Annotated in this window: 11 protein-coding genes; 6 read left to right on the forward strand and 5 right to left on the reverse strand. The window is 62.5% G+C overall.

Features of this window, described 5'->3' with window-relative positions; genetic code table 11:
- From GOEFS_RS23480 to GOEFS_RS23895, 4 genes are all read left to right on the forward strand, one after another.
- On the forward strand, positions 1 to 504 hold a 504-nt coding region (locus GOEFS_RS23480), incomplete at its 5' end, for a hypothetical protein (protein WP_007318750.1).
- Positions 505 to 583: 79 nt separating this feature from the next.
- Complete coding sequence (locus GOEFS_RS14860; RefSeq protein ID WP_007318751.1) at positions 584 to 1,603, forward strand: beta-ketoacyl-ACP synthase III; 1,020 nt, start codon at positions 584 to 586, stop codon at positions 1,601 to 1,603.
- 29 nt (positions 1,604 to 1,632) lie between these two features.
- Positions 1,633 to 3,264 (forward strand): peptide chain release factor 3, encoded by a 1,632-nt coding sequence (locus tag GOEFS_RS14865; RefSeq protein WP_007318752.1) that lies wholly within the window; start codon positions 1,633 to 1,635, stop codon positions 3,262 to 3,264.
- Between the two features lie 2 nt (positions 3,265 to 3,266).
- A complete protein-coding gene (locus GOEFS_RS23895; RefSeq protein WP_007318753.1) occupies positions 3,267 to 4,103 on the forward strand; it encodes a hypothetical protein in 837 nt (278 codons plus the stop codon).
- Between the two features lie 262 nt (positions 4,104 to 4,365).
- On the opposite strand, the gene GOEFS_RS14875 is transcribed toward GOEFS_RS23895, so the two are convergent.
- Positions 4,366 to 5,922 (reverse strand): ABC-F family ATP-binding cassette domain-containing protein, encoded by a 1,557-nt coding sequence (locus GOEFS_RS14875; RefSeq protein WP_050949921.1) that lies wholly within the window; start codon positions 5,920 to 5,922, stop codon positions 4,366 to 4,368.
- Here GOEFS_RS14875 and GOEFS_RS23485 point away from each other — a divergent pair.
- Positions 5,921 to 6,070, forward strand: a complete 150-nt coding sequence (locus GOEFS_RS23485) for a hypothetical protein (RefSeq protein ID WP_170323181.1) — start codon at positions 5,921 to 5,923, stop codon at positions 6,068 to 6,070. The two genes, GOEFS_RS14875 and GOEFS_RS23485, sit on opposite strands and share 2 nt — an antisense overlap.
- Positions 6,071 to 6,409: 339 nt before the next feature.
- Here GOEFS_RS23485 and GOEFS_RS14880 read toward each other — a convergent pair whose 3' ends face one another.
- Genes GOEFS_RS14880 through GOEFS_RS14885 form a run of 3 tightly spaced genes read right to left on the reverse strand, consistent with a single transcriptional unit; the run spans position 6,410 to position 9,773 of the window.
- Entirely contained in the window at positions 6,410 to 7,687 is a 1,278-nt protein-coding gene (locus GOEFS_RS14880) for a hypothetical protein (protein ID WP_007318755.1), read from the reverse strand.
- Complete coding sequence (locus GOEFS_RS23490) at positions 7,684 to 7,848, reverse strand: hypothetical protein (RefSeq protein WP_007318756.1); 165 nt, start codon at positions 7,846 to 7,848, stop codon at positions 7,684 to 7,686. Before GOEFS_RS23490 ends, GOEFS_RS14880 begins: the two co-directional genes overlap by 4 nt.
- Positions 7,845 to 9,773, reverse strand: a complete 1,929-nt coding sequence (locus GOEFS_RS14885) for a hypothetical protein (RefSeq protein WP_040525229.1) — start codon at positions 9,771 to 9,773, stop codon at positions 7,845 to 7,847. Before GOEFS_RS14885 ends, GOEFS_RS23490 begins: the two co-directional genes overlap by 4 nt.
- 69 nt (positions 9,774 to 9,842) lie before the next feature.
- Here GOEFS_RS14885 and GOEFS_RS14890 point away from each other — a divergent pair, with 69 nt between their 5' ends.
- Positions 9,843 to 10,865, forward strand: coding sequence for an enoyl-CoA hydratase/isomerase family protein (locus tag GOEFS_RS14890; protein WP_007318758.1), 1,023 nt, complete (start codon positions 9,843 to 9,845; stop codon positions 10,863 to 10,865).
- A gap of 651 nt (positions 10,866 to 11,516) precedes the next feature.
- On the opposite strand, the gene GOEFS_RS14895 is transcribed toward GOEFS_RS14890, so the two are convergent.
- The gene (locus GOEFS_RS14895) at positions 11,517 to 13,328 is read right to left on the reverse strand and encodes an ABC-F family ATP-binding cassette domain-containing protein (protein WP_007318759.1); all 1,812 of its coding nucleotides are present in this window, start codon (positions 13,326 to 13,328) and stop codon (positions 11,517 to 11,519) included.
- Positions 13,329 to 13,433: the final 105 nt, after the last annotated feature.

The following is a 13,433-nucleotide window of genomic DNA, read 5'->3' on the forward strand; positions in this document are numbered from 1 at the left end:
AAGTCTGGGCGGGGCGGGTATTGGTTCGGCGGAACGGTTGTCGCAATCGGCGTGATCTGCGCCATCGCCGGACTGGTGGTCGGGTTCGTATCGCTATTCACCGGTCCGAACGTGACTTTCACCGGTTCGACGACGATTGAGTTGACCGCGAACGAATCGAAAGTCGTGTACGTCGACGACGATGTCGCTCGCGTCAGGTGCGCCAGTTCGGGAGCCGCCGAGTTGCGCGAATATCCGGGATCGCTACAGATCAACGACTGGTACGGCGTCTACGTCCTAAGCGCGCCGACGTCGGGCAGTTACACCGTCACCTGCGAAAGCAGCTACTCCGACACCGAGTTCGGCATCGGCCCGCGAATGAGCAGCGGCGCCAAGACCGCGATGATCGTCGGACCTGCGGTCGGCCTGCTGCTCGTCGTTGTCGGATTCGTGCTGATCATCCTCACCGCGAGGCGCAATCGACGTCGGCGACCAAATTTTCCACCCCAACCTACTTCCGCGTAACTTGGTTCATATGAGACGGTTATGTCACCCGACATAGCCAGCACGCCGGTCCGGCATGCCCATGACGTAAAGGAACCCCATGACTGTCCTGGCGGAGACCAACGGAATACGCAATATCGGCATCCTCGGCATCGGCGCGTATCGCCCCGAACGGGTCGTCACCAATGACGAGATCTGCGAGAATATCGACTCCTCCGACGAGTGGATCTACACGCGCACCGGCATCAAGACCCGTCGCTTCGCCCGTCGCGATGAGACTGTCATGCAAATGTCGGTCGACGCCGGTCGTAAAGCTATCGCTAACGCGCTGCTGTCCGGCTCGGATATCGACGCTGTCATCGTCGCGACCAACACTCACCTGCTGCTGACGCCGGCCGCTGCGGTTAAGGTCGCCACCGACCTGGGCGCCAACGGCGTTCCCGCCTTCGACGTCACCGTCGGCTGTGCCGGTTTCGGGTATGCGATGGCTCTGGCATCGGATATGGTCCGCGGCGGCAGCGCGACTCACGTTCTGGTGATCGGCGCGGAGCAATTGTCGGTGACGATGGATATGAACGACCGCGGCAACTGTTTCATCTTCGGTGACGGCGCAGGCGCGGTTGTCGTCGGGCCGACCGAGGATCAACAACTCGGCCCGGTGGTCTGGGGCTCGGACGGTACCCAGTTCAACGCGATCCGCCAGGATATCGACTGGGTCACCTTCCTCGACGGCGACGATCACCTCAAGCGCCCTTACCTGCGGATGGAGGGCACCAGCGTCTTCCGCTGGGCCGCATTCGAGATGGGTAAAGCCGCGCAGCGCGCACTCGACGCCGCCAAGGTCGGCGCCGAAGAACTCGACGTTTTCGTTCCGCACCAAGCGAACTCGCGGATCAACGAATTGCTGGCTCGTGGCCTGAAACTCAAGGAAGGCACCGTCGTCGCCAACGACATCGAATACACCGGCAATACCTCCGCCGCGTCGATCCCGCTGGCGATGGAAGACCTGTTGTCGACCGGCAAGGCCAAGCCCGGCGACACCGCGCTCCTGCTCGGCTACGGTGCCGGTCTGAGTTACGCGGCGCAGGTCGTGAAGATGCCGCCCGTACCCTTCGAGTGAGCAATCAGCACACCGACTACCCTGGCTAGGTGACTTTCAGCCCCGACACCGTTGCCCGCGAGGTCAGTCGTCGGCGCACATTCGCGATCATCTCCCACCCCGACGCCGGTAAGTCGACGATGACCGAGGCGCTGGCCTTACACGCACGCATGATCAGTGAGGCCGGCGCCGTACACGGCAAGGCTGGCCGCAAGTCGACCGTCTCGGACTGGATGGAGATGGAGAAGGCACGCGGTATCTCGGTGAGTTCCACCGCGTTGCAGTTCAACTACACCGCATCGCAGTCCCCGACGACACCGGCCGACGACCCCGATAACCCGCACGTCATTAACCTCGTCGACACCCCCGGCCACGCCGACTTCTCCGAGGACACCTATCGAGTGCTCACCGCCGTCGACGCTGCGGTCATGTTGATCGATGCCGCGAAAGGTCTTGAGCCGCAGACTCTTAAGCTGTTCCAGGTCTGTCGGCATCGCGGTATCCCGGTAATCACCGTGGTCAATAAGTGGGACCGACCGGGCCGTACGCCGTTGGAGTTGATCGACGAGATCAGCGAACGAATCGGCCTCATTCCGACACCGCTGTTTGTCCCGGTCGGAATTGCTGGCGACTTCCGCGGGCTACTCGATCGCCGCACTGGCGAATACGTGCGGTTTAGCCGCACCGCGGGCGGCGCGAAGATCGCACCGGAGGAAATTCTCGATGCCGACACCGCGGCCGATCGGGAAGGTGACGAGTGGACATCTGCGATTGAAGAGAGCGAGTTGCTCTCCGAGATGGGTCAGGACCACGATCAAGAACTGTTCCTCGCCGGCGAGACATCGCCGATGATCTTCACGTCGGCGATGCTGAATTTTGGTGTGCGCCAACTGCTTGAAGCCTTGGTCGAATTGGCTCCGGCACCCGCTGGGCGGGCCGACATCGACGACTCGGTGCGCGAAGTGACCGAGCCGTTCAGCGCGGTGGTCTTCAAGGTGCAGGCCGGTATGGACTCCAGCCATCGAGATCGGTTGGCATACATGCGAATCGTGTCCGGCGAGTTCGAACGTGGCATGGTCGTTACTCACGCACAGACCGGAAAACCCTTCGCCACCAAATACGCTCAAGCCGTATTCGGCCGTGACCGGTCAACTGTCGACACCGCCTATCCCGGTGACGTCGTGGGCCTGGTCAACGCGATGGCACTGGCTCCCGGCGACACCCTGTTCGACGCGCCACGAGTCCAGTTTCCACCGATCCCGTCGTTCGCACCGGAACACTTTTCGACCCTGCGCGCCAACAGCGCCGGCAAATACAAGCAGTTTCGCAAAGCGATGGATCAGCTCGATTCCGAAGGAGTCGTCCAGGTTCTCCGCAACGACACGCGCGGCGATGCTTCACCGGTACTCGCCGCCGTCGGTCCGATGCAGTTCGAGGTAGTCACCGCGCGCATGAAATCCGAATTTGGCGTCGACACAACCATTGAACCCCTTGGCTATTCGCTCGCGCGACGCACCGATGAGGATAGCCGGGCGCAGCTCGACCGGCAGCGCGGCGTTGAGGTCTTCACCCGCACCGACGGAGCGATACTCGCCTTGTTCAGCGACAAGTGGCGCCTGGCCTATGTCGAAAAAGAGCTGCCTGATCTAGTTCTCGAACCCCTTGTGGCGACGGCGGATTGAGGATGGAATCGCGCTTTCGCTTGTTATCGCGCAGCTCTGCCGCCGCGCTTATCGCTACTGTCGGCATCGGCGCGACGGCATGCGGGTCCGACGCGGTGCCGGGTGGAGATTCCGCGGCACCGAAAACCACTGCCGCTCAGTCTGCGGTGGTAGCCGACGACGAGTGCCAGCGGACGCCGCCCGATGGTCATATTGACCGATCCGGGATGAACCTGAACTTCCACAACGGCGATATTCGAATCGCGTTGTCACCCATCGTCGCAACGCCAACGCCCGCTCCCCCCAAGCCCACCCCCGCCGTACCCGCGCCGGCGCCCCCGCCCGGCCAGAAGCCTGCAGTTCCGTCGAGCACAACATCCACCGCTCCCGCTGCTCCGAAATCGCAGTGCTTCGGTTTCGCACGCTGGGGAAACTCCGATCCGTCAGTGCCGCCAGACTCGTTACTCTTCAGTTTCAAGGGGCCGAGCGGCCTCGGTGCGCAGGTGTCATTCTTCGTCGGCGATCTCACCGGCGGCAGCCCGCCTCCTGCGGGCGGCGCGAAACGCATAGTGCCACCACTGGTGTCGCCGATTAACGCGCAGGTCGGGGTTTCAGTCAACGGCAAGTACTACCAGGCGACACAGTGCTCGCTCAAGATCACCGCGATGGCCTCGGCCCGCGCCGCCGGATTCTTCCAATGCCCAACCGCGACAACGTCAGAGGCAAATCCTTTCGTTCCCTCCGACGATGTGGCATACGACTCCGACGAGTCCACTCCCCCGCCCGGGTCGGCGACGCCGCCAACCACCACGACACCGCAGACAGCAAGCCTGTCGGGCTGGTTCAACGTCACCAAGTAGCAGCCCACCCCGCTGATCGAGTGTCGGCGAGCCTGCCCACCTCCGATGGTCGAAAGCCGGCAAGCCTAACCACCTCCGATCGTCGAGTGCCGGCAAGCCTAACCACCTCCGATGGTCGAGTGCCGGCGAGCTTGCGAGCCGGTGTATCGAGACCCCGCAAGCCGACCTCGAAAACCGTTGTGCGGCAACGTCACCAGATCTCGATACACCTCGTCGCTAGCGCTCCTCGGCACTCGACCACCCGAGAACGCACCACCACCGCCTACGACACCGTAACCGTCCGCGTAATGCCCACGCGCTCAACGAAATTCTCGTCATGAGATACCAGCAGCAATGCGCCGGTCCAGTCGCTTAACGCGGTAGCCAATTGCTCGACGGTCTCGATGTCGAGGTTATTCGTCGGTTCGTCGACGATGAGCAGCTCGGCTGGCATCGTGCCTGCCAGTCCGATCGCCAAGGCGACGCGTAGACGTTCTCCACCCGACAATGTCGACAACTGTTGCTTTGACCGCTCACCTCGAAACAGCATGCGCGCCAACGCCGAATGAAGCTCCATCGGCGTCAGTTCGGGATGCGCGTCAGCCATCGCCTGAGCGATCGATCGATCTTCATCATCGAAGGTAATCAACTGCGGCACAAAACAATACGGGACCCGAATCGCCGACTCATCGATGATCCGCCGCAGCATGGTGGTTTTTCCCGAACCGTTGGCGCCGGCTATTCGGATACGCTCTGGGCCATCGACCGCTAGCTGATCGTCGACAACCACCTCGCGACGCGTTGCCATCGATATTTCAGGCAACAGAATCTTCGCGGTCAGGTCCTTGCGAACATCCGCCGCGACATCGTCAAGACGCCCCCGGGCCGCGTCGACATCGGCAATCACGTCGGTGCGTAGCTTGCCCGCGGAAACCTGTGCGGCAGAACGACGTCCATGAGCGATAATCTTCGGAACCCGCTTCTCGGCTTCGGCCTTTCGCGCCGTCCGTGCCCGATGAGCCAACTTAGTCTGCGCATCGATCATTTCCCGTTTCTGTTTACGGAGATCGTTCGACGCGGTGACAACCGCGGCCGCCACGGAACTCTGCTCAGACTCGATCGTCTGTCGGTACAGCGAGTAGGGTCCGCCGAACGCACGGAGTTCGCCGCGATACAACTCCACTGTGGTCTCAACCCTTTCGAGCAGTTCCAGGTCGTGGCTGATGAGTAGCACTGAACCGGAAAACCGATCCACGGCATCGAACAGCAACCGTCGCGCCCGCTGGTCAAGATTGTTGGTCGGTTCGTCGAGGATCAGCACATCTGGCCGGTCGAGCAGTCTTGCGGCGATAGCCAGCAAGGTGGCCTCACCACCGGATATCTCACCGACGGCGCGGTCGAGTTCCAGTGTGTCCAAACCGATCCCAGACATCTCAGCGATGGCGCGCGCCTCGATATCCCAGTCGTCGCCGATGAGGGTGTAATCATCGGGATCTACCGAGCCGCTCTCGATGCGACGTAGTGCGGCGACGCGTTGGGTGATACCAAGCACGTCGGCAACGGTGTGCGCCTGGTTGTCTTGTGGATGTTGATCAACCAGGCCGATCGTGCCCGGCACCGTAATACTTCCCGACGTCGGCCGCAGGTCACCGGCGATGAGACGGAGCAGAGTGGTTTTGCCCGCGCCGTTGGCGCCGACGATCGAGGTGACCCCGGACGGGATCGTCGACGACAGGTGACTGAAGACCGAAGTGCCATCTGGCCAGGTAAAAGTGACGTCAGAGAGCGTGATCGATGCTGGCGCGGAGGGGTTGACCGCGGAAATGGGGGAGGTAGACATGAGCGACTCCAAAGAGATTGATCCGATGATGCCGTCGGCTCGACGCGAGACGCGTGGCGCGGCTGGAGGACAATCTCAGTCGTTCATATCTGGCGATCAACTCCTCGGTGGGAAACAAGACGGCGCCCACGCTAGCCGTTCGTTGTGAATCTGGCAAGGGGATACCAAAGAGTCAGCACGCACGAGCAGCATCGGGCACCCCATCCCGATGGTCGAGTGCCGACCCCATCCCGATGGTCGAGTGCCGACCCCGACCCGATGGTCGAGTGCCGACGACCGAGCTTGCGAGGACGTCGGTGTATCGAGACCCCGCGAGACGAACTCGAAAAAGCGACAACAGCTGCAAGACAACAGTTTTCGACGTCCGGTCACGAGGTCTCGATACACCCGCCTCGGCTAGCGCCTCACCGGGCACTCGACCATCGGTGGGAAGACTAGCGCCTCACCGGGCGCTCGACCAGCAGAGACAACGTCCGACCACCCGACCTCAGGCACCGAATAGTAGGTACAGCCCGGTGAACGTGTAGCCGACCATCAGCAACATCAGCGCGAGTTGACCGGTTAGCTGGTGTCGGCGCGGCAGCGCGCGCAACGCGGCGTCATGCGCTGCGATGACAGCGAGAATATGCCCGATCACCACGGCGCTCACCGCAATTGAAGCCGGAATCGCTGGATGTTCGGTAAATGCACGCCACACGCCGGGCTCGTCGCCGCTGGTGAGTGAAACCCACCAGGCACCAACCGCTTCCTGGCCTTCCTCGACGAAATACGTTGCGTAATGGGCGATCAGGTAGCCGACGACGATGGGGATCAAACTGTGCGCGAGGGTACCCGGCAAGGCTCGCCGCTGGGCAGACGTCACCCCACCGGTCGCCATCGACGCTGCGGCGAAGGTGGCCGCTACCCCGATGATGAACGCAGCCATCACCCCGGTCCGCTCAATCATGCTGTGTGGCATGGCAATTCTGGTGAAACTGTCGAAGGCGGTCGACCCGAGCAAGACTGCGATAACGGCGACCGAGCCCGGACCACTGCCGTAGGACGACAGCCCGGACAGTGGGCCGCGCAGCATCAGTGATCGGTCGTCGGGGTTACGCGCCAACAACGACATGGTCGCTACGGTCTCGCTGAATACTTCAAACGGGTCGGCGCTCGCAAACCATCGACGACCGAATAGAATCGCGCCGACACCGACTATGACGGCATAGACGATCAGCCAGATAAGTATCGCATCAGTCGAACCACGATTACTTGAGCACAATTCAATCCACACGAAGGCGAACAGACCGAGCGCTGCCGGCCATCGACCCAACCAAGCGGGATACGCCAATAATTCGCGCTCCGGATCGAGTCCGACTGTCCGACATACGAATCCATGAACTGCCCGCAGCGGCGAGATCAACCGCCACACCGGACCGAATATCAACGACAGTGGGACGAGTCCGACCCACAGCAGCGCGTAGAACGTACCGGCGAGCGGATTGTGCTCGTCGTCGGCCACTACTCCGAGTATTAGGGTTGCCGCGGAGATAACGATGCCGACGACACCCAGAATCGTTCGGGTTATCGCGCTGTCGGCGACAGCGGTGAACGCATTGCCAACCGACGCGAAATGACCCGACGGCCTCAGTCGCGGTTTACGCCAGGCCAGCGCGAGGACCGCGAAGGAACCGGCGAGCGCCCATGACCCGCCGATCAGGGCGAATGTAATCGGCACCGGAAGGGCGGACGCCTCGCCGGTTCCGTGCGCTACGACGTCGATCATGGGAGTCCCGTTTCGTCAGGTCCGTCGTCTTCCTCAGCATCGTCGGGCGCACGGCGATCACGAATGACCATTCCGACGACGACTCCCGCGATGAGCAGTGCGGGCGCGAAGGCGGGCAACGCCAACCACACCGAGTGGTCGGCGAGGTAGATAACAGTCACGCGGCGTTCTCGGGTATGGGTGTCGGCACCGGCTCGGATGTCGACCGGGTGCCGTAGTACGACTCGTTGATCCGGGCCGCACCCCACGACAACACCCAGACCAGAATGATGGTCATCAGCGCGACGATCCAGGTGGCGGTCGTAAATAGCCACGCCGGATGGTCGAATTTGCGCTCGCGCTGCAGGACGTCGATTTCGCGGCTCAGCGGTCGGGTGAAGGTAGGCGCCGCGGTCACCTCGGTCGCGCCGATCGCCGGATCACCGGCGAGGTAGATCGGCGCCGCGGTCAAGATATTGCCATCCTGGACCCGGAATACCGTTTTCCACGTCCCCGACACCGGTACGGCTTTCGTCGACCGGTAGTGACCGGGCCCAACCTTGTCGAGACGGTCGATGACGAGGCCGTGCAGGTTGTCGCCGGCGCCTTGCCACGCCAAGATCGTCACCCAATCTGGATCGTCGGAGACCGTGGTGTCAGGAGTGATCCGCACATCGGCGGTGACCATCCGGAAACCATCGACCGAAGGCGCCTCGCTCAACGCCACGGCTACGGTTGCGTTGTCGGGCTCTTTGATATTCAAGCCATAGAGCACCGCTCCCGCGATGGTGACGATCATCAACACGACGATGCCGCGTCGAATCGGCTTCGCTGGCAACGGCTTTGGCTGGAGAACGCGCGCGAGTAAACCTGCGGTCAGTCCCACGGTGACGCCAACCGGAATGCCGACCGCGAGGATCGACGGCCACAGGCTAGTGGGCCACGGAGTCTGGAAGAATCCGTTGACCCACAGCGACTCACCCCAGATACCGAGGGTCGCACCAGCGAGGCCACTCACTCCACCGAAGGCGATGGCGTTGTTGCGCAGCGGGGTCAGCGCTAGCAGTTCCACGACGATGGCGATGCCCAGGTACAGCGGGAAGATATTGCTCGGTTCGCCGAGGATCGGGCCGACGAGAACCGCCACAATTCCGCGGATGACCGCGGCAAAGGCAACGGCGATAAAAGTCGTACCCGCACCGGCCCACAGACGGCACACTACGAGGCCGAAGACGCCCGCGGCGATCATCAATACCGGCTGGAACAGCAGGCGGAATTGCTGTACGCCAAAGTCGAATTCCACCTGGAATACCGAAAGGCCGATTAGCAGACCACCACAGGCTAGCGATTGAGCGAGCTTGGTCGCCGCCGGCCCGGTGACCCACGAGGGGATGGTGAACGAACGAAACTTCGCGGGTCCCTTGGGAATATCCTTGTCCGCGTTGAAGGTTGCCGCGAGGTATCCCTCGTGGATCAGCAGGATGATCGCGATCAGCGAGAAGCCCGCACCGCCGATCAGCATGAGATGGGTTGGCCCCCATAGCGTCACGTCTTGGCCGAAGATGCGGTGCCAGATGTCATCGAGCGGGAAGCCAATCAGTGCGTACAGGCCGCATGCGGCGACCAGAATGCCGGCGACCGGCGAGTACCAGGTGCGAGTGATCTTGACCGCGGCTTTGCCAGGTTTGGCAACCGAGCCGTCGGCGTTACGCGGCAATATCATCGCCAGCGATCCCGCGATGAAGAGGAAGAACAGTCCAACCAAGATGAAATAGTGCGCGGGATTGGCCAGCGGACCTTCGTCGCGGCCGCGGCCGATATGCAGACTGACGTCCCAGATGAAGCCGAGGAATGCGGTGAGGATCGTCGTCGTGAACAACACCACCGGCAGCACCGACCAAGCGGGGCGATCGCCAGTCGAACCTACCCAACGGCCAAGGTCGTTGAGCCAGTCCGATTTTCGCATTCGATGCTGATAAGCGATCCATAGCAGGCCGAGCGACACCACACCGGCCACGGCGGTCATACCAAACACCTGATCCAGTGCCGCCCCGCCGCCGCTATCGGCCGCGAGAACCATGACAACGTCCGTCGTAACGTTTCCCATTTGAGGAGTATGTCACGACGACGTGCCCCTCCGGGTGTGATCCGGCGTACACGCACTACTGTGCGCTGTATGTCGTACATTCGCAGTGCCGTCGCGAACGGCGTCGGTGAAATCATCCTCGATCGCCCCAAAGCCCTCAACGCACTGGACCAATCGATGGTCGAGGATATGTACCAGGTCCTCGTCGCCTGGGGCGACGACGACACGGTGCGGACCGTACTCGTCACCTCCGCGTCCGATCGTGCCTTTTGTGCCGGCGGCGATATCCGGGCGATCCGTGAGGCCGCGGTACTTGGTGACCACGAGGCGATCACTAACTACTTCAGTTCCGAGTACCGGCTGGATCAACTGATCGCGAACTACCCCAAGCCCTATGTCTCGCTCATCGACGGCGCCGCCATGGGTGGCGGTCTGGGAATCAGCGTGCACGGTGAGATTCGCGTCGTGACAGAGAAGGCTCTCATCGCGATGCCGGAAACCGCGATCGGATTCTTCCCCGACATCGGGTCGACATATTTCCTGCCCAGGCTGCCCGACGGCGTCGGGAACTGGTTGGGCCTCACCGGGGCACGGGTGTCCGGCGCGCAAGCACTCCAAGTGGGGCTGGCGACGCACGCCGTCGTCTCCGACGAACTGCCGACGTTGGCCGAGGCGCTTCGGTCAGGCGCGCCGCTCGTCGAAGCCCTTGGCGGACTCAAGGTTCCGACCGCTGACCCCTTACCGCTCGACAAGGTGGCGGAATACTTCGTCGGCGACAGCGCGGCTGCCATCGTCGGCGGATTGCGCGGAGCGGTCGGAGTTGATGGCGATGACACCGGCGAGAATTGGGCGTCGGAAATGCTCGACCTACTCCAGACAGCGTCGCCGACGAGTCTGGCGGTAACCGCCGCGCTCATCGCGGCTGGTGCGCAATCATCGCTCGATGAATGCTTCGACCGCGAGCTCCACGCGGCGCAAGAGATTACCGCGACGCCAGATTTCGCGGAAGGCGTCCGTGCGGTGCTCATCGACAAGGATCGCAGCCCTTCCTTCGTGCCGGCTACGTTGGACGAGGTGGACGCGGCAACCGTGGCCCGCATCGTCGGGGAGTAAGCAACTCGACCGGCAGTCCACTGGTGATCGAGACCCCGCAACGGCACTGCCGCACAACAGTTTCGACGCCAACTCACCAGATCTCGATACACCGGCTCGCAAGCTCGCCGGCACTCGATCAGCGAGGGGTAACCCCCCACCCGCCGGCACTCGCAATGGTCCTCCGCTGGTCGAGTGCCTGGCGAGGCGCCAGCCGAGCCAGGTGTATCGAGACCCCGCGACCCTAATGCCCAACTCTCCCAACAAAGGACCCAGAATTCACTGTGGGACGTGGCATCCAAGCCAGTCGAAGTGCCGCACCTTGGCCTGGATGAATTTCTCGTCCCCGTGAGTGTGGTCCAAGGGCAATATGCCCTCGGGCGTGACCGACGGGGATGAGAATTCACTACCTGGTCGGAGTCGATCGGTTGGAGAACTCGCCCCCGGCCGCGCAACAGTTTCGACGCCGACTCACCAGATCTCGATACACCGGCTCGCAAGCTCGCCGGCACTCGATCAGCGAGGGGTAACCCCCAACCCGCCAACACTCGACCATCCGGTCGTAACCTCCCAACCCGACAACACTCGCAACAGTCCCCCGCTGGTCGAGTGCCTGGCGAGGCGCCAGCCGAGCCAGGTGTATCGAGACCCCGCGACCACGGCCCCGCTCACTCACTCCATCAGCTCAGCGGCCGCCAGCCACTGCGTTTCAGCCTCTTCTTTATCCGCGACGACCTTGCGCAATTCGGCGTCCAAAGCAACCAGCTTCTCCTGATCTGTTGCCGCAGCAGCTAATTCGACGTGCAACTTCGCTTCGCGTGCGTCGAGCTTCTCGATCTGACGCTCTAGCCGGTTCATCGTCTTGCGCGCCTGATGATGCGCCGCGGCGTCGGTGGTCGGTCCGGCTGCCGCTGAATTCGACTGTGCCGCACCTACCTTCACCGCTCCCCTGCCGGCAACCAACTCGGCCCGACGAGTCAGATACTGTTCGATACCACCGGGCAGATTGGTCAACGTGGCATCGCCGAACAGCGCCCAGGTAGAGTCGCAAATGCGCTCGATCAAGTACCGGTCGTGGCTGATCACCACCAGCGTGCCAGCCCATCCGTCGAGCAGATCTTCCAACTGCTGCAAGGTATCAATGTCGAGATCGTTGGTCGGCTCGTCGAGGAGCAAAACATTCGGCTCGGCCATCAACACGCACGTCAATTGGAGTCGCCGACGTTCACCACCGGATAGATCGCCGACCGGGGTGCGCTGCCGCGCAGGTGCGAAACCCAATCGCTCGGCGAGCTGACTGGCCGAAAGTTCCTTGTCCCCCAACGTGATATGTCCCGCGACCGCTTCGACGGCATCGATCACCCGCTGGTCGGGATCAAGATCGTCGAGTTCCTGACGCAGCCATCCGAGTGACACCGTCTTGCCTTCGATCCGACGTCCCGGCGCGACCGACACTTCCCCGGCCAACGCGCGCAGCAGGGTCGTCTTACCCGAACCGTTGATCCCGACCAAGCCGATACGTTCACCCGGCGCCAACCGCCACGTCAGATCATCGAGCAGAACGGTCGACGCGCCGTCGGCACCGACCGGCGTTTCGATATGCGCGTTCTCCAATTCGATCGCGACCCGACCGAGGCGGCGTTTCGCGAACGCCGATAGCGTGACGCTGTCGCGCGGCGGCGGTACGTCGGCGATAAGTTTCTCGGCGGCTTCAATTCGGTAGCGGGGCTTGGATGTTCGGGCCGGCGGCCCGCGGCGCAGCCAAGCCAATTCTTTTCGAGCGAGATTGCGCCGACGTTCCTCAGCGGCGTCGGCCAATCGAGCTCGCTCGGCACGCGCGAATACCCAATCGTTGTATCCGCCTTCGTATTCGTCGACGCGCCCCGAATGCACCTCCCAGGTGCGCTGGGCGACGGTGTCGAGGAACCACCGGTCGTGTGTCACAACAACCAGCGCGCTCGACCGCGACACCAGATGCGAGGCAAGCCATTGCACGCCTTCGACGTCGAGATGGTTGGTCGGCTCGTCCAAAACCAACAGGTCGGCGTCAGACACCAAGGCCGCCGCCAACGCCGTACGTCGCCGCTGACCACCCGACAGTTCATCGACTCGCGAATTCATCAGCGCATCGACGCCGATACCTGACAGCACGCCGCGAATCCTGGCGTTGCCGGCCCATTCGTGTTCGGCCAGGCCCAACTGTCCGACGACGACATCGGCGACGGTGGCTCCCGGCGGAAGTTCACCGCGCTGGGTGACGGTCACGACGCGTGCGCCGCCGGCCCGCGATATCCGGCCGGCGTCGGGCTCAACGATGCCGGACAGAATTTCCAACAATGTTGTCTTGCCGCCACCGTTTAGACCGACAACGCCGATACGTTGACCCGAATGAACACCGACACTGACGTCGTCGAGCAGAGGTTTGATGCCGAAACTCTTACTGATCTTCTCCGCGTTGATCAGCACGGTATTGGGAGCGGTCATTTCGCTCCGATGACTTCGGATACTACGACTCGCTCAACACAACTCACCGCTAGACGATACCAACGCCGCTCATGACCTCCGATCACGCGCCCTCGCACTCCACCG

Source organism: Gordonia effusa NBRC 100432 (genome assembly GCF_000241305.1).
GTDB lineage: Bacteria > Actinomycetota > Actinomycetes > Mycobacteriales > Mycobacteriaceae > Gordonia > Gordonia effusa.